Annotated in this window: 21 protein-coding genes; 17 read left to right on the top strand and 4 right to left on the bottom strand. The window is 65.8% G+C overall.

Annotated elements, in window-relative coordinates:
- Nucleotides 1-11 precede the first annotated feature (11 nt).
- From K3U96_RS16085 to K3U96_RS16045, 9 genes are all read left to right on the top strand, one after another.
- Nucleotides 12-2,297: a polyribonucleotide nucleotidyltransferase gene (locus K3U96_RS16085; protein WP_220690358.1), complete on the top strand. Its 2,286-nt coding sequence runs from the start codon at nt 12-14 to the stop codon at nt 2,295-2,297.
- Between the two features lie 76 nt (nt 2,298-2,373).
- The gene (locus tag K3U96_RS16080; RefSeq protein WP_069406984.1) at nt 2,374-3,651 is read left to right on the top strand and encodes a M16 family metallopeptidase; all 1,278 of its coding nucleotides are present in this window, start codon (nt 2,374-2,376) and stop codon (nt 3,649-3,651) included.
- Between the two features lie 176 nt (nt 3,652-3,827).
- Nucleotides 3,828-5,012: a lipid-transfer protein gene (locus K3U96_RS16075; RefSeq protein ID WP_220690357.1), complete on the top strand. Its 1,185-nt coding sequence runs from the start codon at nt 3,828-3,830 to the stop codon at nt 5,010-5,012.
- A gap of 2 nt (nt 5,013-5,014) precedes the next feature.
- A complete protein-coding gene (locus tag K3U96_RS16070) occupies nt 5,015-5,473 on the top strand; it encodes a MaoC family dehydratase N-terminal domain-containing protein (protein WP_220690356.1) in 459 nt (152 codons plus the stop codon).
- A complete protein-coding gene (locus tag K3U96_RS16065) occupies nt 5,470-5,883 on the top strand; it encodes a MaoC/PaaZ C-terminal domain-containing protein (protein WP_220690355.1) in 414 nt (137 codons plus the stop codon). The genes K3U96_RS16070 and K3U96_RS16065 overlap by 4 nt, the downstream gene beginning before the upstream one ends.
- 22 nt (nt 5,884-5,905) lie before the next feature.
- The gene (locus tag K3U96_RS16060; RefSeq protein WP_069408112.1) at nt 5,906-6,736 is read left to right on the top strand and encodes an SDR family NAD(P)-dependent oxidoreductase; all 831 of its coding nucleotides are present in this window, start codon (nt 5,906-5,908) and stop codon (nt 6,734-6,736) included.
- A gap of 2 nt (nt 6,737-6,738) precedes the next feature.
- Nucleotides 6,739-7,497, top strand: a complete 759-nt coding sequence (locus K3U96_RS16055; RefSeq protein WP_069408111.1) for an enoyl-CoA hydratase/isomerase family protein — start codon at nt 6,739-6,741, stop codon at nt 7,495-7,497.
- Between the two features lie 87 nt (nt 7,498-7,584).
- The gene (locus K3U96_RS16050) at nt 7,585-8,763 is read left to right on the top strand and encodes a TetR/AcrR family transcriptional regulator (protein ID WP_220690354.1); all 1,179 of its coding nucleotides are present in this window, start codon (nt 7,585-7,587) and stop codon (nt 8,761-8,763) included.
- A 135-nt stretch (nt 8,764-8,898) separates the two neighbouring features.
- On the top strand, nt 8,899-10,449 hold the full coding sequence (locus K3U96_RS16045) for a long-chain-fatty-acid--CoA ligase (RefSeq protein WP_220690353.1): 1,551 nt from the start codon (nt 8,899-8,901) through the stop codon (nt 10,447-10,449).
- On the opposite strand, the gene K3U96_RS16040 is transcribed toward K3U96_RS16045, so the two are convergent.
- Genes K3U96_RS16040 through K3U96_RS16025 form a run of 4 tightly spaced genes read right to left on the bottom strand, consistent with a single transcriptional unit; the run spans nt 10,443 to nt 14,799 of the window.
- A complete protein-coding gene (locus K3U96_RS16040) occupies nt 10,443-11,699 on the bottom strand; it encodes a PucR family transcriptional regulator (protein WP_220690352.1) in 1,257 nt (418 codons plus the stop codon). The two genes, K3U96_RS16045 and K3U96_RS16040, sit on opposite strands and share 7 nt — an antisense overlap.
- A 54-nt stretch (nt 11,700-11,753) precedes the next feature.
- Nucleotides 11,754-13,121 (bottom strand): flavin-containing monooxygenase, encoded by a 1,368-nt coding sequence (locus K3U96_RS16035; RefSeq protein ID WP_220690351.1) that lies wholly within the window; start codon nt 13,119-13,121, stop codon nt 11,754-11,756.
- Entirely contained in the window at nt 13,118-14,020 is a 903-nt protein-coding gene (locus tag K3U96_RS16030) for an alpha/beta hydrolase (protein ID WP_069403335.1), read from the bottom strand. The genes K3U96_RS16035 and K3U96_RS16030 overlap by 4 nt, the downstream gene beginning before the upstream one ends.
- On the bottom strand, nt 14,017-14,799 hold the full coding sequence (locus K3U96_RS16025; RefSeq protein ID WP_220690350.1) for an enoyl-CoA hydratase/isomerase family protein: 783 nt from the start codon (nt 14,797-14,799) through the stop codon (nt 14,017-14,019). Before K3U96_RS16025 ends, K3U96_RS16030 begins: the two co-directional genes overlap by 4 nt.
- A 189-nt stretch (nt 14,800-14,988) precedes the next feature.
- Here K3U96_RS16025 and K3U96_RS16020 point away from each other — a divergent pair, with 189 nt between their 5' ends.
- Genes K3U96_RS16020 through K3U96_RS15985 form a run of 8 tightly spaced genes read left to right on the top strand, consistent with a single transcriptional unit; the run spans nt 14,989 to nt 23,356 of the window.
- A complete protein-coding gene (locus K3U96_RS16020; RefSeq protein ID WP_220690349.1) occupies nt 14,989-15,822 on the top strand; it encodes a mycofactocin-coupled SDR family oxidoreductase in 834 nt (277 codons plus the stop codon).
- A 2-nt stretch (nt 15,823-15,824) separates the two neighbouring features.
- Complete coding sequence (locus tag K3U96_RS16015; RefSeq protein ID WP_069403332.1) at nt 15,825-16,595, top strand: MlaE family ABC transporter permease; 771 nt, start codon at nt 15,825-15,827, stop codon at nt 16,593-16,595.
- A gap of 11 nt (nt 16,596-16,606) precedes the next feature.
- Complete coding sequence (locus tag K3U96_RS16010; protein ID WP_220693550.1) at nt 16,607-17,449, top strand: ABC transporter permease; 843 nt, start codon at nt 16,607-16,609, stop codon at nt 17,447-17,449.
- 1 nt (nt 17,450) lies between these two features.
- A complete protein-coding gene (locus tag K3U96_RS16005; protein WP_230982165.1) occupies nt 17,451-18,716 on the top strand; it encodes an MCE family protein in 1,266 nt (421 codons plus the stop codon).
- Complete coding sequence (locus K3U96_RS16000; protein WP_220690348.1) at nt 18,713-19,741, top strand: MCE family protein; 1,029 nt, start codon at nt 18,713-18,715, stop codon at nt 19,739-19,741. Before K3U96_RS16005 ends, K3U96_RS16000 begins: the two co-directional genes overlap by 4 nt.
- Entirely contained in the window at nt 19,738-20,982 is a 1,245-nt protein-coding gene (locus tag K3U96_RS15995; protein WP_220690347.1) for an MCE family protein, read from the top strand. The genes K3U96_RS16000 and K3U96_RS15995 overlap by 4 nt, the downstream gene beginning before the upstream one ends.
- A complete protein-coding gene (locus K3U96_RS15990) occupies nt 20,979-22,220 on the top strand; it encodes an MCE family protein (RefSeq protein WP_220690346.1) in 1,242 nt (413 codons plus the stop codon). The genes K3U96_RS15995 and K3U96_RS15990 overlap by 4 nt, the downstream gene beginning before the upstream one ends.
- A complete protein-coding gene (locus tag K3U96_RS15985; RefSeq protein ID WP_372515035.1) occupies nt 22,217-23,356 on the top strand; it encodes an MCE family protein in 1,140 nt (379 codons plus the stop codon). The genes K3U96_RS15990 and K3U96_RS15985 overlap by 4 nt, the downstream gene beginning before the upstream one ends.
- Nucleotide 23,357 lies beyond the last annotated feature (1 nt).

The following is a 23,357-nucleotide window of genomic DNA, read 5'->3' as shown; positions in this document are numbered from 1 at the left end:
TACGGACGCATATGTCTGTAGTTGAAATCGAAGACGGCGTGTACGAATCAACCGCCGTGATCGACAACGGGAGCTTCGGCACCCGCACCATCCGCTTTGAAACCGGTCGGCTGGCCCAGCAGGCCGCCGGCTCCGCCGTTGCCTACCTCGACGACGAAACCATGCTGTTGTCGGCGACCAGCGCCAGCAAGAACCCGAAGGACCACTTCGACTTCTTCCCGCTGACGGTCGACGTCGAAGAGCGCATGTATGCCGCCGGCCGCATCCCCGGCTCGTTCTTCCGCCGGGAAGGTCGCCCGTCCACCGACGCGATCCTGACCTGCCGGCTGATCGACCGCCCGCTGCGCCCGTCGTTCGTCGACGGCCTGCGCAACGAAATCCAGGTCGTCGTCACCGTGATGTCGCTGGATCCCAACCAGCTCTACGACGTGGTGGCGATCAACGCCGCGTCGATCTCCACCCAACTCGCCGGGCTGCCGTTCTCCGGACCCATCGGCGGCGTGCGGGTCGCGCTGATCGACGGCACCTGGGTGGCGTTCCCGACCGTCGAGCAGCTCGAGCGTGCGGTGTTCGACATGGTCGTCGCCGGTCGTGTCGTCCCCGGTAGCGACGGGCAAGAGGACGAGGTCGCGATCATGATGGTCGAGGCCGAAGCCACCGACAACGTGATCGAGCTCGTCGAAGGTGGCGCGCAGGCGCCGACGGAATCCGTTGTCGCCGAAGGGCTCGAAGCCGCCAAACCGTTCATCAGGACGCTGGTGCGGGCCCAACAGGAGCTCGCCGAGCGCGCCGCCAAGCCGGTCGGTGAGTACCCGGTGTTCCCCGAGTACGGCGACGACGTCTACTACGCCGTGGCCTCGGTGGCCAACGACGCGCTGTCCGAAGCGCTGACCATCCCGGGTAAGCAGGAGCGCAACGACCGCACCGACGAGATCAAGGCCGAGGTGCTCGAACGGCTGGCCGAGCAGTACGCGGGCCGCGAGAAGGAGATCGGCGCCGCGTTCCGGTCGCTGACCAAGAAGCTGGTGCGCCAACGCATCCTGACCGACCACTTCCGTATCGACGGCCGCGGTATCACCGACATCCGGGCGTTGAGCGCCGAGGTGGCCGTGGTGCCCCGCGCGCACGGCAGCGCTCTGTTCGAGCGCGGTGAGACGCAGATCCTCGGCATCACCACGCTGGACATGATGAAGATGGCCCAGCAGATCGACTCGCTGGGACCCGAAACCAGCAAACGCTACATGCACCACTACAACTTCCCGCCGTATTCGACCGGTGAGACCGGTCGGGTCGGCTCGCCCAAGCGCCGCGAGATCGGCCACGGCGCGCTGGCCGAGCGGGCGTTGATGCCGGTGCTGCCCAGCATCGAGGAATTCCCGTACTCGATCCGCCAGGTGTCAGAAGCGTTGAGCTCCAACGGCTCGACGTCGATGGGCTCGGTGTGCGCATCGACGCTGTCACTGCTCAACGCCGGTGTGCCGCTGAAGGCGCCGGTCGCGGGCATCGCGATGGGCCTGGTCTCCGACGACATCGAGGTCGAGGGATCCTCCGGCACGACGATCGAACGCCGGTTCGTCGCGCTGACCGACATCCTCGGCGCCGAAGACGCGTTCGGCGACATGGACTTCAAGGTCGCGGGCACCAAGGACTTCGTCACCGCGCTGCAGCTCGACACCAAGCTCGACGGCATCCCGTCGCAGGTGCTGGCCGGTGCGCTGGCGCAGGCCAAGGACGCCAGGCTGACGATCCTCGAGGTGATGAACGAGGCGATCGACGGGCCCGATGAGATGAGCCCGTACGCGCCGCGGATCACCACGATCAAGGTGCCGGTGGACAAGATCGGCGAGGTGATCGGGCCCAAAGGCAAGGTCATCAACCAGATCACCGAGGAAACCGGTGCGCAGATCTCGATCGAGGACGACGGCACCGTGTTCGTCGGGGCCACCGACGGACCGTCCGCGCAGGCCGCGATCGACAAGATCAACGCGATCGCCAACCCGCAGTTGCCCAAGATCAGTGAGCGGTTCCTCGGCACGGTGGTGAAGACCACTGACTTTGGAGCTTTCGTGTCGCTGCTGCCCGGCCGTGACGGCCTGGTGCACATCTCCAAGCTCGGCAGGGGCAAGCGCATCGCGAAGGTCGAAGACGTGGTCAAGGTGGGCGACAAGCTGCGCGTGGAGATCGCCGACATCGACTCCCGGGGCAAGATCTCGCTGATCCTCGTCAACGAAGACGATCCGGCGGCCGACGCCAACTCGGAGCCTGCATCAGCAGATGCCGCAGCCGGCAGCAGCTAGAGCGTTGCGGCGCGCCGGAGCTGACGCCGAGTCATCGGCCCGGGACCTCACGACATCGTCGCCCGCCCACCCCCCGATGGTGCGCCGCACACTCCTGCCGGGCGGCCTGCGGGTAGTGACCGAGTACATCCCGTCGGTGCTTTCGGCATCGGTCGGGGTGTGGGTGGACGTCGGGTCCCGAGACGAGGGGCCCACCGTCGCCGGCGCCGCACATTTCCTGGAACACCTGCTGTTCAAGTCGACGCCGACGCGCACAGCCGTGGACATCGCCCAGGCCGTCGACGCGGTCGGCGGTGAGCTGAACGCGTTCACGGCCAGGGAGCACACCTGCTACTACGCGCACGTGCTCAATACCGACCTGGAGTTGGCCGTCGACCTGGTCGCCGACGTGGTGCTGCGCGGCCGCTGCGTCGAGGACGATGTCGAGGTCGAACGCGACGTGGTGCTCGAGGAGATCGCGATGCGCGACGACGACCCCGAGGACACCCTCGGTGACGTGTTCCTGTCGGCGATGTTCGGCGCGCATCCGGTCGGCAGGCCGGTCATCGGCAGCGTGGATTCGGTTTCGGCAATGACCCGCGCGCAACTGCACTCGTTTCACCTTCGCCGTTACACACCGCAGCGCATGGTCGTGGCGGTGGCCGGAAACGTCGAGCACGACGACGTCGTCGCGTTGGTGCGCCACTACTTCGGGCCTCGCCTGGTCCGCGGCCGCAACCCGGTGCCGCCGCGCAAGGGCACCGGCCGGGTCGGCGGGCACCCGAGCCTGCACCTGGTCAGCCGCGACGCCGAGCAGACCCATCTGTCGCTGGGCGTGCGCACGCCCGGACGCCACTGGGAGCACCGCTGGGCGTTGGCGGTGCTCAACAACGCACTGGGCGGCGGCCTGAGTTCGCGGCTGTTCCAAGAGATTCGAGAGACCCGCGGGCTGGCCTACTCGGTGTACTCGACCGTCGACACGTTCTCCGACAGCGGCGCACTGTCCATCTATACCGCGTGCCTACCGGAACGCTTCGACGACGTGGTCGCGGTGATTACCGAGGTGCTGCAGAACGTGGCGCGCGACGGCATCACCGAAACGGAGTGCCGGATCGCGAAGGGCTCGATGCGGGGCGGGCTGGTGCTGGGGCTGGAAGACTCGGGCTCGCGGATGAACCGCATCGGGCGCAGCGAGTTGAACTTCGGCGAACACCGCACCATCGAGCAGACCCTCGCCAAAATCGACGCCGTGACCATCGACGAGGTGAACGCGGTGGCGCGCAGGCTGCTGGCGCGGCCTTACGGCGCGGCCGTGGTGGGCCCGCAACGCTCTGAAGAATCCCTACCGCAGGCTCTTCAGGCGATCGCCGGCTGACCGGCCGACACGCGATTTCCTGGCCAATCGGCCAGAAGTGAACAACTCATAGCTATACCCAAGCAATCTCCTGAGAGAGCTATCTGAATACCACTGTATTCCAGTCCGGTAGATGCATATTGCTCTCTAAGTGAATCACTGCTAGCTTCAGCGATGATCAACGGTCAGGAGAGATGATGGGCAATCGCGTTCTCGTCGCCGGTGTCGGGATGATCCCGTTTCGCACACCCCGCAACACCGACACCTACGATTTGATGGGCGAACAGGCCACCCGGATGGCGTTGACCGACGCGGGGGTGGGCTATCAGGCAGTGCAGCAAGCCTACGTCGGGTACGTCTACGGTGACTCGACGTCGGGACAGACCGCGCTGTACCGGTTGGGCACCACCGGCATTCCGGTCGTCAATGTCAACAACAACTGCGCCACCGGTTCCTCGGCCTTGTTCCTGGCACGTCAGGCCATCGAACACGGCGTCGTCGATGTCGTTCTGGCACTGGGCTTCGAACAGATGCGCCGCGGGGCGCTGGCGATGTCCTACACTGACCGCCCCACACCGTTCGACCGCTTCTCCGAGGTGGTCCGTGACATCCAAGAGGAAAGCGATGCGCCTTTCGCTGCACAGTATTTCGGCGGCGCCGGTCGCGAGTACTGTCACCGATACGGCACGGATGACGACCTTTTCGCCCGGGTTGCGGTCAAGGCGCGCAAACACGCGGCACACAATCCGTACGCCGTGTTCCGCGATCCGGTCACCGTCGATGAGGTGCTCGCGTCACCGGTGATTTACGGTCCGCTGACCCGCCTGCAGTGCTGCCCACCCACATGCGGCGCGGCCGCAGCGGTTCTGGTGAGCGAGAGCTACGCCAGAAAGAACGACATCGCGGCCACGGTTGCGGTGCGGGCGCAGGCGATGAGCACCGACTCGACGTCGAGTTTCGCAGAGCGGTCCATGATGAAGATCGTCGGCTATGACATGACCAAAGCCGCGGCGCAGCAGGTGTACGACGCGGCGGGTATCGGACCCGAGGACATCGGAGTCGTCGAACTGCACGACTGCTTCACCACCAACGAAGTGCTCAGCTATGAGGCCCTCGGCCTCACCCCTGAGGGCACCGCCGAGAAGTTCATCGCCGACGGCGACAACACCTACGGCGGGCGGGTGGTCACCAACCCGTCGGGAGGTCTGCTGTCCAAAGGGCATCCGCTGGGTGCCACTGGATTGGCGCAATGCGCGGAGTTGGTGTGGCAGTTGCGCGGAACGGCAGGCGCACGGCAGGTCGACGGAGTCGGACTTGCGTTGCAACACAACATCGGGCTGGGTGGTGCAGCCGTCGTGAGCCTGTATGAGAAGGTGAGCTGAGCGTGGCCGTTGACCCAAAGGTGAACGGCACTGAGCTGCCCCCCACCGAGCTGGCCCTCGACGCCGGGCGGCTGAAGTTCTTTGCGAAGGCGATCGGTGAGACCAACCCGATCTACACCGACGAAACCGCCGCCAAGGCCGCCGGGCACCCCGCGCTTCCCGCACCGCCGACGTTTCTCTTCGCCATCGAACTCGAGCGGCCCGACCCCTTCGACTGGGTCAGCAAGCTGGGCATCGACCTGCGCTATGTGCTGCACGGCGAGCAGCGGTTCACCTATCATTCGCTGGCCTTCGCCGGGGACCTCCTGACAGCCAGGCCGAAGATCGTCGACGTCTACAGCAAAAGAGGCGGTGCGCTGGAGTTCGTGGTCAAGGACACCGCCGTCGTCCGCCAGGACGGCAGCGCGGTGGCCGATCTCAAGTCCGTGCTGGTGGTGCGGAACCCGGACGTCGCGAAATGACGGTCGAAACGTTCGTTCCCGAGGTCGACGCCGAACTGCCTCCGTTGCGCTTGGACCCGGTCACCCGGACGACGCTGGCATTGTTCGCCGGCGCGTCCGGTGACCACAACCCGATGCACATCGACCTCGACGTGGCGAAGTCGGCGGGCCTGTCGGACGTTTTCGCCCACGGCATGCTCTCGATGGCCTATCTGGCGCGCTTGCTGACCGGCTGGGTAGCGCCAGAAGCCATCAGGTCCTACGGGGTCCGGTTCTGTGCGATCACGCCGGTGCATGCCGAGCCGACCGCACGCGGACGCATCGTCTCCGTCGACATCGTCGACGGAGAACGGCGCGTCACGCTCGCGCTGTCGGTCACGCTGCCCGACGGCACCGAAACCCTCTCGGGCGACGCCGTTGTGGCGATCTGAGAACAACCAGTAGGAGCAGAAGATGGGAAATCTGAGCGGTAAGGTCGCCATCGTGACCGGCGCCGGGCGCGGTATCGGCAACTGCATTGCACTGAAGCTGGCGAGCCAGGGCGCCGCCGTCGTCGTCAACGACCTCGACAGCGGCCCTGCCGCCGAGACCGCGCGGGCGATCGAACGCATGGGCGGCAGGTCGGTTCCCGTACCGGGCAGCGTCACCGACGAGGGATTCGCCGAGACGTTCGTCGGTACCGCGGTGGACACCTTCGGTGGCCTGGACATCATCGTCAACAACGCCGGCTACACCTGGGATTCGGTCATCCAGAAGATGACCGATGAACAGTGGGACGCGGTGCTCGACGTTCACCTGAAGGCGCCGTTCCAGATCCTGCGGGCGGCCCAACCGGTGATCTCGCAACTCGTGAAATCCGCCAAGGCGGATCGCATCGCGGTGCCGTGCCGCAAGGTGGTCAACATTTCCTCGGTCGCGGGCCTGGGTGGCAACCCCGGTCAGGCCAACTATGCCGCTGCCAAAGCCGGGGTGACCGGGCTGACCAAGACCATGGCAAAGGAGTGGGGCCGCTACAACGTCACCGTGAACACCGTTGCGTTCGGGCTGATCCGGACCAGGCTCACCGATACGGCCGCGGACGGCGACGGCAGCATCGACGTCGCAGGCCGGACAATCAAGGTCGGGGTGAACCCGGACCTACTGGCCGTGATGGAACAGTCGATCCCACTGGGCCGCAGCGGCAGCCCGGAAGAGGCCGCTGGCGCGGTTTACCTGCTGTGCACACCTGAATCCGACTACGTCAGCGGGCAGACCCTGGTCTGCGCCGGCGGGTTCAACATCTGACGATGGTGCACACCGGCATTCGCGGTGGCATCGCAACCATCACATTGCAACGACCGCACCGGCTCAACGCATTGACGTGGCCGGTCATGGACGATATCCGGGCTGCGGTAAGCGATCTCACGACCAGAGATGACGTGTTCGCGTTGGTGATCACCGGCGCGGGCCGGGGATTCTCGGCCGGGCTGGACCTCATCGACCTCGACGCCGACGTCGGAGATCTGTCGGCATCGGTGCAGCATGAAATGACAGTGCGTCTGAACCCGATGTGTCAAGCCATCCTCGATGCGCCGGTGCCGGTACTGGCCGCCGTGAACGGTCCGTGCGCGGGCGGAGGCCTGGGGTTGGCCCTGCTCGCCGACATCACCATTGCCGCGCAATCCGCGTACTTCCTGGTCCCACAGGTGGATTCGCTGAGCATCGTGCCCGACGCCGGTGCGACCTGGATACTGCCCCGACTGGTCGGGCGGGCCCGGGCGCTCGCCATGTCGTTGACCGGCGGGCGAATCGATGCGCAACAGGCCGAGCGGTGGGGACTGATCTGGCGATGCGTACCCGACGCTGAGGTGCTGAACCAGGTCTACGCATTCGCCGGCAGGCTGGCGCGAAACCGCTCTGCCGTGGTGGCCACCCGCGAGCTGATCGACAACGCCCTGACATCGAGTCTGGCAGACCAGTTGCTCGCCGAAACGCGCGCCCAGTCGGTCGCCCTGCGTGAACCCGCAGCCGTCGAGAAGATCAGGCGGTTTGCGGTGAAATCGTGACTGGTAGAGGGTGCGCCGGTGCACCGGATACGATTCGGGCGCGGCGCGCCAAGGGGCGCCAGCCGGAAACGACGAGGCAGGTGAAATGTGACGGGGTCGGATCGTCCTGTGCGGGGCACCCGTCCGGCCAACCGCCGTCACCTCATCGTCGTTGCCGCCACCGACCTGTTCTACCGCAACGGGTATGCGCAGGTCTCGATGAAGGAGATCGCCGACCGGGTCGCAATCGGACCGTCGGCGCTGTATCGGCATTTCTCGAACAAAGAAGATCTGCTCTACGCCGTCGTGGCGGATGCGCTGGGTGTCGTCGATGCACTGTTGGACCGCCTGCTGGCCGATCCGACGATCGAACCCATGGCCGCGATGGCCGAGACCATGTTGGCGCACCGTCCGATCGGGGCGCTGTGGCATGCGGAGGCCCGCCACCTGTCGGATGAGGCGCGCACCGCACTGCGGCACCGGTTGCGCGATATCGGGTCGCGGCTGGCGCGCGTGCTGGCGCGTCAACGTCGCGGCGTCGATGACAAGGTCACCGACCTGCTCGCATGGTGCGTTCTGGCCGTGGCCACCAGCGTGTCGTTCCATGGCCTTGCGCTGCCGACGGATCGGTTCGTGCCGTTGATGACCGAGATGATGCGGTCGGTCGCGTGCGCAACCCTGCCCCGGCTGCGACGCACACCTGTGCAGGCCGGCGACGGTGCGGGCACCTGGTCGCCAACCCGGCGCGAAGCGATTCTCAACACGGCGATGAAGCTGTTTGCGCGCAACGGTTTCGCCAGCGTGACCGTCGAAGACATCGGGGCCAGCGTCGGCATCGCCGGACCGAGCGTCTACAACCATTTCGCCGCCAAGGAGGACATTCTCGCCGCGGCGATCACACGGGGGAGCGAACTGCTGCATGCCGATATGCGTCGACAGGTTGCGCGGGCCGCCAGCCCGCACGATGCACTGCGGCGATTACTGGCCGGCTACGCCGAGTATGTCTTCGAAACCCCTGACGCCATCGCGCTGCTGATTTCGGAGATACGTGAACTTCCGGCGCACGAACAACACCGGGCCCGCGCCGCACAGCACGAATACATCGCCGAGTGGGTGCACCTGCTGCGCCAGGTGGAGCCGGCGTGGGACCAAACCCTCTGCCGGATAAGGGTGCAGGCGGCACTTGGGGTGATCAACGACGTGGCGGCCACACCGCACCTGCGCATCTTCGCCAATATCGATGCCGCCACCATTGCTGTGAGCGCCGCGGTCCTCGGTCTGGGCTGACCACAGTCGGACCGGTTGTGCCGCAGACCAAACTATTCGAAATTTCCTGTCAGGTTGCGACTTTGGCGACTCCTGACTTTGCCGGGCTCCTATGCTCAGCGGGAAACCCTGAGCCGACGGCTGAAAGGCCACGCAATGTACCTCACCCAAGGACTGCATCGAGGGCTACAACAAACCCCCGACGCGGTGATGACCGTCTGCGGTGGGCGCGAGCAGACTTTTCGCACCGTGGCCGAGCGGGTGGCCCGATTGGCCGGCGGACTTCGTACGCTGGGCGTGCGTAGCGGGGACCGAGTCGCGATGCTGTCGATGAATTCGGATCGTTACCACGAATACCTGCTCGCGGTGCCGTGGGCCGACGCGGTGCTCGCCCCACTGAACATCCGATGGAGTGCCGGCGAGATCAGTTATGCCCTCGCCGATTCCGGCACGTCAGTGCTCATCGTCGACGAGGCGCACCGCGACATGCTTGCCCAGATCCGGGCGAACTGCGACAAGATGCCGACCGTGGTCTACACCGGTGAAGGGGCACCCGACGATGTGGTGGATTACGAGCAGCTGATTGCGAACGCGCCGGCCACACCGGACGCCCGGCGCGGGGGCGACGCGCTGGCCGGGCTCTTCTACACAGGCGGGACCACCGGAGACCCCAAGGGTGTGATGCTCTCACACGCCGCGATGGTGACCTCCTGGCTGGGTGCGGTCGCCTCCGGCTACCTGTTCGAACCGCGGCGCGAGACCCGCTATCTTCATGCCGCGCCGATGTTTCACCTGGCCGACCTCGCGGCGTGGGGTGCGGCCACACTGCTCGGCGGCACACACGTCATGGTGCCGCGCTTCGATCCGGCGGCGGTGTTGGAGGCCATCCAGCGCCAGGGTGTCACCGATGTGGCGCTGGTGCCGACCATGCTGCAGGCGCTGGTCGATCATCCCGACCTTCTCACCTACGACCTGTCGAGCCTGCGCGCCATTTTGTATGGCGCTTCACCGATTCCGCAGGCATTGCTCGAACGCGCCGCGATCGCACTGCCCCAGGCGTCGTTCACCCAGGCGTACGGAATGACCGAACTGGCGCCGATCGCGACGATGCTGGGACCCGAGGACCACACCAAAAAGCACCTGTTGCGTTCGGCGGGCCGTGCGGTACCCCACTGTGAGGTGCGCATCGTCGATGACACCGGCTCGGAAGTGCCGCTCGGCACGGTCGGCGAAATCGTGGTGCGAGGCGGCAATGTCATGATCGGCTACTGGAACAAACCCGACCAGACCGCCGCTGCCCTGCACGACGGGTGGATGCGCACAGGTGACGGTGGATACATGGACGACGCCGGCTATGTGTTCATCGTGGACCGCATAAAGGACATGATCGTCACCGGCGGTGAGAACGTGTACTCGGTGGAGGTGGAAGACGCCGTCGCACGTAACCCGGCAGTGGCTCAGTGCGCGGTCATCGGCGTGCCCGACGAGGATTGGGGCGAACGGGTGCACGCCGTGGTCGTGCTGCAGTCCGGCGCACGGACATCCGGCGAGGAAATCCGCGAACACGCCAAGCGTCACATCGCTGGATACAAGGCGCCGCGCAGCGTCGAATTCGTCGATGCGCTGCCCACTTCCGGGGCGGGAAAGGTGCTCAAACGTGAACTGCGCAAGCGGTATTGGTCAGAGCTTGATGTCCAGGTTCAGTAGCCGCCCGGCGGATCTGCCGGCAACATTTCGTCGCCGAATGTCGTGGTGAGCAGCAGTGCCACCTCCACATCAAGTCGCCGCGCCTCCAGCGGATGGCCCAGCAAGGCCTCGATCCGCTGTAACCGGTACAGCACGGTGTTGCGATGCATGAACAGTCGTTCGCTGGCGCGGCGGGTGTTGCCGCCCTCCTGCAAGAACACCCAGAGCGTCTCCCGTAACTGCTCGGCGGCGCTGGTTCTGGCGGCCAGTTCGCCGAGGGTCCTGGCCACGAACCGTCGGGCCTCGTCTTGATCGTCGGCGAGCAACGCGACGGTCGCGACATCGGCGTGCAACGTGACCCGCGGCGGCGCGGGCATGCGGGAGGCGACGCGGCGCGCCCGCAAGGCCTGTTCGTGGCTGATCCGGAAGCCGTCACCGCCGAGCGCGGTCTGACCGACGGCGATCAGCACGTCAGGGTGTACCAGCTTGTCCGCCCAGCCGGCGAGTCGATCGTGATCAGGTTCGCCGGCGATCCATGCCCACATGGCGCAGGTGCCCACGGGCAGCATCAGCATTCGCGATGCCCCTGCCGCGGACATGAGCGAAGTGAGGCAGACATCGAGCGCTGCGAGTTGCTGCTCAACCTCACCGTGTGAGGGCATCCACGCGATCAGGGCAGTCTGCGGGGCACGCAGGTCGTGATCGAGTTGGTGGCTGGCGTGGTCCACCGGTATCCGGTCCCCACGCAGGAGCCGCTCGACCAGTGCGGCGCGTCGCGCCGCCGTTCCCCGCAACCAGCGGTCGCGTTCCCGTTCGTAGTCGGTGACCAACTGGGTGACGACGCGGTCGAGATACACGTTCAGTTGATCGAAGCTCCGGTGGATCGCTTCGATGAAAACGTCTTGTTCGGTGAGCCGTTCGGCGAGAACGTCCATCCAGAGCCGGGAGAACAGGGTCTGACCGACCCGGTAGGACTGGATGAGTGATTCGAGGGGCAGTTGGCGACGCGCGACAGTGGAGGCGAAAGCGGTGACCTCCGGCCGGATCCCCACCTCTTCGGCCACGTTCTCCGACCGGAACACCGAAAGCATCGCGGCGACATTGCCGTACGCGCTGGCCTCGACGTCGCGCACCAGGTCGTCGTCCTCGAAGAACTCCGGCACCGACCCGGCGAGCTGCTCGCTGAGCGTCACGGCGACATCGTCTAGCCGCGCACCCAGATCATGCGCACACTCGATGATCGCATCATTGGCGGTAAGCCGATCGACCACCGAGACGATGTTACCGGGCACGGTGTGGGTGCCGGGGGGACTCCGGCGCGCGGGTCACCGTACGCGCACCAATCCTGCCGGGCGGTGTGCCGAACCGGCGGTGTCCGGGCTGAGCCGACGCGCACGGCGGCGTCCGGCGCGCATTTCGCGTCGCAATGTCTTGAGGTAGTGATTGTGATCCACTTGAACCGTGTGGCGGGTCGAGGCGACGAAGCGCTTGGCCAGCCGACGTTGATCGGCGTCGATCGCCCGTACCATCTCGTTTCGGCCTGGCAGGGCGCTGCGCCCGGACAGTAGTTCGCCGATCCATTTGCCCTGCAGTTCGGCCAGCGGCTGAATGGCGCCGAGCGGTTGGCACAACCCCACGAAGAAGACGCCGGGCCGGTCCGGATGCACCACCCGTTGATACAACGCGATCTGATTGTCCGGGGCCGAAATGTATGACTCCTCGAAGAACGGGAATGTGATCTTGTATCCGGTGGCGCACACGATCACGTCGGCTTGCACGATCGAGCCGTCGACGAACCGGACACGGTCGCCGAGAAGCTCGGCGATCTGTGGCTTCGGCTTGATTCGGCCCAGCCGCAACTCGTCCATGACGGAGGCCGACATCGTGGGGTGCGCGTCGCCGAACGCATGATCCGGTACCGGCAGCCCGTAGTCCTCGCTGCGGCCGTTGGCCAGTCGCATCAGCGCACCCAGCAGCATCCGACCGGGCTTGTGTGAGGCTGAGTTCAGCAACCAGTTCGGCGGCGCCATCCCGAAGACGTACTTGGGCATGATGTGCGCGCCGCGTCTGACTGAAAGATACGTTTCGTCGGCCATATGGGCAGCTTCGGTGGCGATGTCGACGGCACTGTTACCGATTCCGACGACCACCACCCGTTTACCGGCCAAGAATGCTGCGTCACGGTAGTCCCGGGAGTGCATCACGATGCCGTCGAACGTGCCGGGGAACATCGGCTCCGGCATCCGCCTATCCCAGTGGTGACCGTTTGCCACCAGCACGGCGCCGTAGTTCTCGGTGCTGCCGTCGGCGAGCCGCACCGTGAAGCCCCCGCCCGCGGCGGGTGAAACATTGGTGACCTCGGTCTGAAACCGAATGTGTTGGTGGATCCCGAAGTGGCGCGCATAGTCGTCGAAGTACTTGGCGAAATCCCAGTGGCTGGGGTAGGCGGGCAGATCGGCGGACATCGGGAAATCGTGGTAGCCCATATACGTCTTGGGTGCGTTGGAGCTCAGCGTGCGGTATGCGGCCGCGGTACCGCTGGCATTGTCGAAGACCCACAGGCCGCCGACGCGATCGCTTTTTTCATAACAATCGAAGTCGATCCCGGCATTCTTCAAGCCGACGCATGCGGCCAGACCTGCCGATCCGGCTCCGATGATGCAGGCGCGGGTGGCAGCCTCGACGGCGGTCATGATGCGGTCCTTTCCAAAAGCGACGACAGAAACGAGATCTGGTCGTTGACAACGGCTTCAAATGCCGGCCCACCGTCGTAGACGTCGAAATGGCCGGCGGATGGGTACTCGTGCACCGTCGCGCCAGCGCGCCCGGCGGCGGCGCGGGCGAGATCGGGTGGGGCGTTGCGGTCAGCCGCGGCGATCTGCACGAGCATCGGGCAATGGACGCGGTCGGCGTGCCGGCCCGGCCGGTATCCGGGGACCGCGAGCAGCATTCGCGCGGCGAATTCATTGCGCCACAGCGGTGCATCTGCAGCGGCGGCTAGGTACCCCGGGAGTGCGTCGGGCGTGGTGAGCATCGCGACGGTGCCCGGCGGCCCCACCGCGGGCAGCAGGACCGGTGAGCGTCCGGCGCGGGCGCCGATCGCATCACGCACCGCGGCCGCGGTGAGCCGCGCCGCCACCCTTGGGGCGATCGCCCGGCGCATCCGCAGCAGTGTCGCCAGCCCGTCGACGATCGGTGTCAGCGCGATCGCCGCGACGAGGTCACGCCGTTCGGCCGCCACCGCGAACACGTGTCCGCCCGACAGCGAGGTACCCCAGATCCCGACACCGTCGACGCGGGGCAGCGTGCGTGCCGCGGCGATGGCGGCGTGGTAGTCCCGACGTTGACCGGCCAGGTCGACGACCTGGCGTGCGCGGCCACCGGATGCGCCGAAGCCTCGGTAGTCGAAGCACAGGGCGTCCACGCCGGCACCGGCGAAGCGTTCGCCGAATCCCACCAGCCCCGCGTCCCGGGTGCCGCAGAATCCGTGTGCCATCACCACGCATGGTCGCCGGTGGGTGCCGTCGGCGGCGTAATGCCAAGCTGCGATGGTGGTTCCGTCGACGCGCAGTTGGAGTTCGGCCCGCTTCATCGCTGGGCCTGCGGGGTGTTGGCGCCCGGTGCGTCGAGGAATCGCCGGTGGGCGGTCGCGAACTCGGGGGTGTTGATACACCGCAGCTGGGCCTCGAGTTCGTCGTCGAGGGTTTCGGTCCAGGTCGGTCGGGCGGCGCGGTCGATGATGCGCTTGGCCAGCCCGTTGGCGGTGGTGGAACAGGCCAAAAGCTCGTCCGTCAGTGCCGATGTGGCGGCCTCGAGCCTGGCGGCGGGTGTGACGCGGGTGGCGATGCCGAGACGCCCGGCCCGCGTTCCGTCGATCATCGCCGAGGTGAGGATCAGCTCCTTGGCCCGCCCGGCGCCGAGAAGCGCCACCAGCCGGCCGGTGCCGCCGACGTCGGGTACCACACCCATTCGGGTTTCCGGCAGGCCCAGCGTCGCGTCCGCGGTGACCACCCGCAGGTCGCAGGCCAGAGCCAGTTCGAATCCCGCGCCGATCGCCCAGCCGTGCACGCTCGCAACGGTCGGCAACGGCAGCCGTTCGAGCCGGTCGTAGGCGGCCACGAAAGCGGTGCGAATACGTCGAAGTCCCTCCGCTGTGGCGAGTTTCGCCAGCGTGGTCGCGTCGATTCCCGAGCTGAACCCGGGACCCTCGCCGCGAACCACCACGCAGCCGATGCCGGAGGTCGATTCCAATTCGGCCACGGCTGCATCGAGACCTTCGATGAGTTCCTCGTCGAGCGCGTTGCGGCGCTCGGGGCGGTCGAGCACCAGGTGCGCGACACGACCGTCGCGCTCAATTCGGACAGGGGCCATGTGTGGAGCTAAGCGCCGTCGACGGATATCGGCCATGTCGTCCTGCACAGAGATCCCGGACCGGGTTGTGCAGCCTGCGCGAACCTGCCGGTTGGTCTTCCAAATGTGTTTTGCACCACCACAATGAGGCTGAGTCGGTATCCGATCTCGTTTCGCGCCAACCGATCCGGTCGACGAAAGGTAGGGCAGATGACAACCCGGTTTCAAGGCAAGGTGGCCTTTGTCACCGGGGCGGCCAGGGGACAGGGGCGCGCGCACGCGGTGCGGTTCGCCGAGGAAGGCGCCGACATCATCGCCGTCGACCTGTGCGCACAGCTCGACAGCGTCGACTATCCGATGGCCACCCCGGAGGACCTCGACGAGACGGTCAACCTGGTCGAAAAAACAGGACGTCGTATCGTCGCTGAACGTGCCGACGTCCGCGACGTCGAACGGCTGACAGCGGTGGTGGAAGGCGCAGTGGCCGAGTTGGGCCGGATCGACTATGTGCTGGCGAATGCGGGCATCGGACCGGTCTTCGGAGACCGATCGCGGCAACTCATCGCGTATCTGGATGCCATCGACGTGATGCTCAACGGGGTCTACTTCACCGTCGAGGCGGCGCTACCGGCGCTCCTGCGACACGGTGGCGGTGGTGCCATCGTGATCACCAGTTCGGCGGCCGGCCTCAAATCGGTCGGTCCGGGGTTTGCGACGAAAAGCCATGGCGGCGCGGGGTACACCGCGGCCAAACACGGTGTTGTAGGGCTGATGCGCTACTACGCCACCACGCTCGCCGAGCACAGCATCCGGGTCAACTCGGTGCACCCCACCGGCGTCGCCACGCCGATGATCATGAACCCCCAGGTCGAGCGATACCTTGTCGAGCACCCCGAAATGGGTGCGGCACTGGAGAATCTGCTACCCACTCCGGTGGTCGAGTGCGGTGATGTCACCGAGGCGATGGTGTACCTGTGCTCGGAGTCGGGGCGGTTCATCACCGGTGTGACCCTGCCGGTCGACGCGGGTCTGACGGTCAGGTAATCGTGGTCGCTTCGGTTAACCTAGTCGCGGTGCCGGTCCGCGCGGCGGGCGGCTTTTTCGCGCTGGCGTTGGACACCCTCGTGCTGGCCTTCCAGCGCCCGTTCGCGTGGCGGGAGTTCCTCACCCAGAGTTGGTTTGTCGCTCGGGTGTCAATGCTTCCGACGCTGATGCTGTCGATTCCGTTCACGGTGCTGACCGTGTTCACCTTCAACATCCTGTTCGTCGAATTCGGTGCGGGCGACTTCTCCGGCACCGGGGCCGCGTTCGGCGCCGTCACCCAGATCGGACCGATGGTGACCGTGCTCGTCGTCGCGGGGGCCGGTGCCACCGCGATGTGCGCCGACCTCGGAGCGCGAACCATCCGCGAAGAACTCGACGCACTGCGGGTGATGGGGGTGAACACCACCCAGGCGTTGGTGGTGCCGCGGGTGCTGGCCGCGACGCTCGTCGCGCTGCTGTTGTCTTCGTTGGTGGTATTGGTCGGCATCGCCGGCGGATTCGCTTTCTCGGTGTTCTTCCAGCACGTCACGCCGGGGGCATTCGTCGCCGGGCTCACCCTGGTGACCGGGCTCGGCGATGTCGTCGTATCGCTCATCAAGGCCGCGCTGTTCGGGCTCACCGCCGGTTTGATCGCCTGTTACAAAGGCACATCGGTCGGCGGCGGTCCCGCAGGTGTCGGCAACGCCGTCAATGAGACCGTCGTGTTCTCCTTCATCGCGCTCTTTGTGATCAACGTGGTGGTCACCGCGGTCGGGGTCAAGGTGACGATGTGACCTCTTCGGTGGTGGCGGGCACGCGTTTTCCTCGCACCGGACATCGGCTCCGGAAATGGTCCACGTCGTGGAACCGGATCGGGGAGCAGGCCGAGTTCTACGGCCGAACAGTGCGCTCGATCGTGGAGGCGTTCCGCCACTACAAGTGGGAGCTTGTCCGCCTGATCGCGCAGATGAGTTTGGGCACTGGCGCGTTGGTGGTGATCGGCGGGACGGTCGCGATCGTCGGCTTCCTGACACTGTCCACCGGCGCGCTGGTGGCGGTGCAGGGCTACAACCAGTTCGCGCAGGTCGGCGTGGAGGCCCTGACCGGTTTCGCGTCGGCATTCTTCAACGTTCGGCTGATCGCCCCGTTGACCGCGGCCATCGCGATGGCCGCCACCATCGGCGCGGGCGCCACCGCGCAACTGGGTGCGATGCGGATCAACGAAGAGATCGACGCCTTGGAGGTGATGGGGATTCGGTCGATCGCCTATCTGGCGTCCACGCGGGTGGTGGCCGGCGTGGTGGTGGTGATCCCGCTGTACTGCGTGGCGGTGTTGATGTCGTTTTTCGCGGCCCGCTTCGGTACGACCTACATCTACGGTCAGTCCACCGGCGTTTACGACCACTACTTCCGAACCTTCCTGATCCCAACGGATCTGATCTGGTCGTTCGTCCAGGCGGTTGCGACCGCGGTGGTGATCATGCTGGTGCATACCTATCACGGCTTCACCGCCTCCGGTGGGCCGGCCGGGGTAGGAGAGGCCGTCGGTAGAGCAACGCGAACGTCGTTGGTGAGCGCGGTGTTCGTGACGCTTCTGGTGACTCTGGCCGTCTACGGTCAGTCGGGCAACTTCAACTTGGCAGGTTGACGTGATCGGCAACGGAGGACGCCGGCTGCATCCGGCTTGGTGGGCCACGATCCTCGTCGGAACCATCGTCGCGGTGACGCTGCTGTCCGGTGCTTCGTTCACTCGGTCGTTCAGGTCTTACGTTCCGGTGACGCTGGTGTCCGATCGTGCCGGTCTGGTGATGGAATCGGGCGGCAAGGTGAAGTTGCGTGGCGTGCAGGTCGGCCGGGTGAAGGCGATCGATGCCGGACACGACGCAGTGAGCCTGGAACTCGAGATCGACCCAGACCAGATCAGGCACATCCCCGCCAACGCCGAGGCGCGGATCGCGGCGACCACGACGTTCGGCGCAAAGTTCGTCGACCTCATCGTCCCAGCCAACCCGAGCACAGCTCGGCTGTCCGCAGGTGACGTGGTGCGATCGCACAATGTGACGGCCGAGGTCAATACCGTCTTCGAGAACCTCGTCGGGGTGGTCCGCAGGGTCGATCCGGCAAAACTGAACGCGGTTCTCTCGGCCGTTGCCGACGGCGTGCGCGGTCGCGGCGAAGCGATGGGCCGGTCCGTCACCGACGCCGGCGAGGTACTGGCGGCGCTCAACGTCCGCAGTGCCGTGATGCAGCGGAACTGGCAGGTGCTCAAGGGGTTCAGTGACACCTACGGCGAAGCCAGCAGCGATATTCTCGAGATGCTGGCCGCGGTCAGCGTGACCAGCCGGACGATGGTCAGCCACGCCGCTGCCTTGGATGCGTTGCTGCTCAACCTCATCGGCCTAGCGCGCAGTGGCACCGCGTTGCTCGAGCCGAACAAGGACACGTTGGTGCGGGCGGTCAACGGGTTGGAACCGACCACAAACCTGGTCGCCACCTACAACCCGTCCTTGACGTGTCTTCTCGTCGGTGGGAAAGCCCTTCTGGACAGTGGGTACTACGACATCACCGGAGGTTTCAACGGCAAGTCGATCATTGTCGATGCTGCGGTGCTGCTCGGCGACGACCCGTACCGCTATCCCGACAACCTGCCGATCGTGCGGGCCAAGGGCGGCCCGGGCGGCAAGCCGGGTTGCGGTTCGCTGCCCGACGTCGCCGAGAACTTCCCGGTGCGGGCGTTGGTGACCAACACGGGTTTCGGGGCAGGTTTGGACCATCGGCCCAATCCCGGCATCGGGTTTCCGGGCTGGGCCAACTATTTCCCGGTCACCCGGCCGGTGCCGGAGCCACCCAGCATCCGGCACCCCGGCGGACCGGCACCCGGCCCCGCTGGCATGCCAGGAGGTGAACACCCGTGAGAGAAAACCTGAGCGGCGTTGCCTGGCGGCTGTCGATCTTCGTGGTCGTTGCACTATGCGGCATGTTCGCCCTGTTGACGATCTTCGCCCAGTTCCGGTTCGAGCGCGCTCAGACCTACCACGCCTTGTTCACCAACGTGACCGGGCTCAAGAGCGGCAACTTCGTGCGGATTGCCGGTGTCGAAGTCGGTAAGGTCACCAACATCTCGTTGCGCGACGACGGTCTCGTGGCGGTCTCCTTCACGGCCGAGGATTCGGTCCTGCTGACCCAGGGCAGCAGGGCCGCCGTCCGGTTCGACGACCTCATCGGTGGGCGCTACGTCGCGCTGGAGGAGGGGCCCGGCAATACCGCGAAACTACTGCCCGGCAGCACCATTCCCATCGAACGAACCGCGCCGGCGCTCGACCTCGACGCCTTGATCGGTGGCTTTCGCCCGCTGTTTCGGGCGCTGGATCCCGCTCAGGTGAACGCGTTGAGCGGTCAGCTCATCCGCGCGTTCCAGGGTGAGGGCGCAACGATCAGCTCGATACTCGGCCAGACGGCCACGCTGACGCACACCTTGGCCGACCGTGATGAACTCATCGGAGAGGTGATCGACAACCTCAACACCGTTCTGGATTCGTTTTCCGATCAGCGTACTCAATTCGCCAAGGCGGTCGGTTCGTTGACGGAGTTGGTAGCGGCGCTGGCCGATCGCAAGAAGGAGATCGGCGACTGGGTCACTTACGCCAACGCGTCCTCGGCGTCGATCGCTGACCTCCTGCACCACTCGCGTCCGCCGCTGCGCAAGGCGCTGCACGAAACCGACCGCACGGCCGGCATCGTGGTCGCCGACCACGAATACGTCGACAATCTTCTGGCGACCCTGCCCGAAACCTATCGGGTGCTGGGACGCCAAGGCATGTACGGGGATTTCTTCAGCTTCTACCTGTGTGACCTGGTGCTGAAACTCAACGGTAAGGGCGGTCAGCCGGTGTACGTCAAGCTCGCGGGACAGGCCTCGGGGAGGTGCGCGCCCCGATGAAGTCGTTTCAAGAACGGAACACGATGGTGATCGGCGTCATCGGGCTGGTGTCGACGGCCGCTGTTGCAGGTGCGGCACTCAACTATGACAGGTTGCCGGTGCTCTCCGGATCGCACACGCATGCGGCGTACTTCGCCGAGGCGGGCGGGCTCACCGAGGGTTCCGACGTTCAGGTCGCCGGTCTGGAAGTCGGTGAGGTCACCGGTGTTTCGCTGGACGGCGCCCAGGTGGTGGTCACCTTCACGGTGAACCGCGGTGTGCGGTTGGGTGATCGCAGTGAAGCGGCGGTCAAGACCAAGGCGCTGCTGGGGAACAAGATCCTGGAGGTCACCCCGCGTGGGCAGGGCCGGCTTTCCCACCCGATTCCGATCGGGCGGACCACGCCGGCGTATCAATTGCCCGACGCCCTGGGTGATCTGACCGCGACGATCAGCGGGCTGGATACCGAGCAACTGTCGCAGTCGCTAGATACGTTGGCGCACACGTTCTCCGATACCCCGCCGCAGTTGAAGGTCGCCGTTCAAGGGGTGGCCCGGTTCTCCAGAACGCTGAGCGAACGCGATGCGCGGCTCCGTGAGCTGCTGGCCAACGCCAACCGGGTGACCACAGTCTTGGCCGAACATCGCGATCAGATCGTACGGTTGGTATCCGACACCAGCGCGCTACTGGCGGAGCTGCAGGCACAGGGAGCTGCGTTGGACCATCTCTCGGCCAACGTCTCTGCGGCGAGCCGCCAGATCGGCGGGTTCATCGCGGACAACCGGGCCGCGCTGAAACCCACGCTGGACAAGTTGAACGGTGTTCTGACGCTTGTGCAGAACCGTAAAGACGAAGTGCAGCAATCGATCAAAGGCCTCAACGATTATCTGCTGGCGCTGGGGGAGACGTTGGCATCGGGCCCGTTCTTCAAGGCGTACCTGGCGAACCTGCTGCCCGGCCAGTTCATCCAGCCCTTTGTCGAAGCAGCCTTCGCCGACCTGGGGTTGGACCCCAACGTTTTGCTGCCATCCGAACGGACCGACCCCCAGACCGGCCAACCGGGCACGCCGGCGCTGCCGGTGCCTTACCCACGCACCGGCCAGGGCGGTGAGCCCCATCTGGCGCTGCCCGATGCGATCACCGGAAAGCCCGGCGACGGGCGCTATCCATACCGCGAACCGCTGCCCGCAGCACCCCGCGGCGGGCCGCCGCCGGGTCCGCCGGCGTCCGCAGCCGAAATCCCAGCGGAGCCAGGCTCATGACCAGGTTCCGGATTTCCTCGGTGCGGACCGGTCTCACCGTCGCACTGGTTGCGGTGCTGATCGGCGGGATAGCGCTGGTTTCCTCGGATCGCAGTACCGGCCGAACGCACATCGTCGGCTACTTCGACAACAGCAATGGGCTGTTCGTCGGCGACCAAGTACGCATCCTGGGCATCCCGGTCGGTCGCATCGACCGAATCGAACCGCAACCCCACCGGGCAGAAATCCACTTCTGGGTCGACAGCCGTTACCCGGTGCCCGCCGACGTGAACGCGGTGATTCTGTCACCGTCGTTGGTGACCGCGCGGGCCATCCAGCTGACCCCGGCGTACACCAAAGGTCCGACACTGCAGGATCATTCGGTGGTCCCGCAGGACCGGACCGCGGTGCCCATCGAATGGGACGACTTCCGAGACCAGCTGGAGCGGATCACCGAGATGCTGCAGCCGACCGGGCCGGGCGCGACCAGCACGCTCGGCTCCTTCATCAACACCGCCGCCGATAACCTGCGCGGGCAGGGTTCTGATATCCGGCAGGCGGTGATCCAGATGTCACAGGCGATCGCCGCGCTGGGTGATCACAGCGGCGACATCTTCAGCGCCGTGCGCAACCTTTCGTTGCTGGTGTCGGCGCTGCAGGGCAGCACCGAAGTGATGCAGCACCTCAACCAGAACCTCGACGCCGTCACCGGGCGACTGACCAGCAATCCCGGTTCGGTTGGCGCCGCGGTCAAAGATCTCAGCGAGGTGGTCGGTGAGGTCCAGACATTCGTTGCCGATAACAAGGAGACGGTGGGCGTCGCCTCGGACAAGCTGGCCGCCGTATCGCAGATCCTCACCGAAAGTCTTGACGACGTGGAGCAGGCGCTACATCTCGCTCCGACGGCCGCGCAGAACTTCATCAATATTTACCAGCCCGCGCAGGGAACTTTGACCGGCGCACTGGCCGTGGGTAACTTCGCCGATCCGATCACGTTCATTTGTGGCGGGGTGCAGGCGGCGTCGCGGCTCAGCGGTGAGCAGGCTGCCAAATTGTGCGTACAGTACCTGGCACCGATCATCAAGAACCGCCAATACAACTTCCCGCCGATCGGCATGAACCCGTTCGTCGGAACCGCCGCACGCCCCAACGAGGTCACCTACAGCGAGGACTGGCTGCGTCCCGATGCGCAGACGGCGCACAGCACAGATCCGCTGGCCGGATTGCCCGGGCTGATGGCGCCGGGGGCAGCATCGTGACGGCACACCATGGGCGGCGGCTAACCGCCACGGTGCTGGCAGTGGTGCTGTCCGCATCGATGTCAGCCTGCGGCTGGCGCGGTTTGAACACGCTACCGATGCCGGGCACCGAGGGGCACGGGCCGGGCGCGTACACGATTCAGGCACAACTGCCCGACGTCAACAACATTCAGCAGAACTCCCGTGTGCGGGTGGGTGATGTGACGGTGGGCAACGTCACCAAGATCGAGCGGCAGGGTTGGCACGCGTTGTTGACCATCAAACTCAACGGAGACGTCGACTTGCCGGCCAATTCGACGGTGACGGTCGGGCAGACCAGCCTGCTCGGATCGCTTCACATCGAACTGGCCGCGCCGAGTAGTGAGCCACCGCAGGGTCGGCTGCGTGAGGGTTCGCTGATTCCGCTGGCGTCGGGCGGCGCCTACCCATCGACCGAACAGACACTGGCGGCGGTATCACTTTTGCTCAACGGTGGTGGTATCGGCCAGATGCAGGACATCACAAAGGCTTTCAGCACTGCGCTGGCAGGTCGGGAGGACGACCTTCGCAACCTGCTGACCGAACTCGACACGTTTGTCGCCGTCGTCAACGATCAGACCGGTGACATCATCGACGCCACGGACAGCCTCAACCGTCTGGTGGGTCAGTTCGCCGACGAGAAACCGGTCGTGGACGCGGCGTTGGCCACCGTGCCGGACGCCCTGGCTGAGCTCAGCGGCGTGCGGCATCATCTCGCCGATGCGCTGGATCAGCTCGGCCGGTTGGGCGCGCTGGCCAGCGAATCAGTCGATCAGACCAAGGAGGCGCTGGTCGCTGAGCTCAAACACATTGGGTTGCTGGCTGAGTCGTTGGCCAACGCCGGGCCGGCGTTGACCCGGTCATTGAGCTTCTTCACCACCTATCCATTCGCCAAGGAAACGCTCACCAAGTGGTTTCGCGGGGATTACGCCAACCTCACCGCCGTCATCGACCTCACACTGAGCCGGATCGACTCGGCGTTGTTCACCGGCACCCGGTTCGAAGGCGATCTCACCGAGCTCGAGGTCCAGTGGGGACGCACGATCGGTCAGCTGCCCAGCCCGTACACGGCGGCCAATCCGTTGGTGGTCCCGTACCGGTTTGATCAGGGACGGTGAC

It is taken from the genome of Mycolicibacterium holsaticum DSM 44478 = JCM 12374, from assembly GCF_019645835.1.
GTDB classification, from domain to species: Bacteria; Actinomycetota; Actinomycetes; order Mycobacteriales; family Mycobacteriaceae; genus Mycobacterium; species Mycobacterium holsaticum.
This window is presented reverse-complemented; position numbering and strand designations above follow the sequence as displayed.

Bases quoted from the DNA above. Each gene is read 5' to 3' on its own strand.
- K3U96_RS16060 (WP_069408112.1), top strand. From the start codon at position 5,906: ATGGGAAATCTGAGCGGTAAGGTCGCCATCGTGACCGGCGCCGGGCGC.
- K3U96_RS16045 (WP_220690353.1), top strand. From the start codon at position 8,899: ATGTACCTCACCCAAGGACTGCATCGAGGGCTACAACAAACCCCCGAC.
- K3U96_RS16065 (WP_220690355.1), top strand. From the start codon at position 5,470: ATGACGGTCGAAACGTTCGTTCCCGAGGTCGACGCCGAACTGCCTCCG.
- K3U96_RS15995 (WP_220690347.1), top strand. From the start codon at position 19,738: ATGAAGTCGTTTCAAGAACGGAACACGATGGTGATCGGCGTCATCGGG.
- K3U96_RS16055 (WP_069408111.1), top strand. From the start codon at position 6,739: ATGGTGCACACCGGCATTCGCGGTGGCATCGCAACCATCACATTGCAA.
- K3U96_RS16085 (WP_220690358.1), top strand. From the start codon at position 12: ATGTCTGTAGTTGAAATCGAAGACGGCGTGTACGAATCAACCGCCGTG.
- K3U96_RS16080 (WP_069406984.1), top strand. From the start codon at position 2,374: ATGGTGCGCCGCACACTCCTGCCGGGCGGCCTGCGGGTAGTGACCGAG.
- K3U96_RS16020 (WP_220690349.1), top strand. From the start codon at position 14,989: ATGACAACCCGGTTTCAAGGCAAGGTGGCCTTTGTCACCGGGGCGGCC.
- K3U96_RS16025 (WP_220690350.1), bottom strand. From the start codon at position 14,799: ATGGCCCCTGTCCGAATTGAGCGCGACGGTCGTGTCGCGCACCTGGTG.
- K3U96_RS16030 (WP_069403335.1), bottom strand. From the start codon at position 14,020: ATGAAGCGGGCCGAACTCCAACTGCGCGTCGACGGAACCACCATCGCA.
- K3U96_RS15990 (WP_220690346.1), top strand. From the start codon at position 20,979: ATGACCAGGTTCCGGATTTCCTCGGTGCGGACCGGTCTCACCGTCGCA.
- K3U96_RS16035 (WP_220690351.1), bottom strand. From the start codon at position 13,121: ATGACCGCCGTCGAGGCTGCCACCCGCGCCTGCATCATCGGAGCCGGA.
- K3U96_RS16075 (WP_220690357.1), top strand. From the start codon at position 3,828: ATGGGCAATCGCGTTCTCGTCGCCGGTGTCGGGATGATCCCGTTTCGC.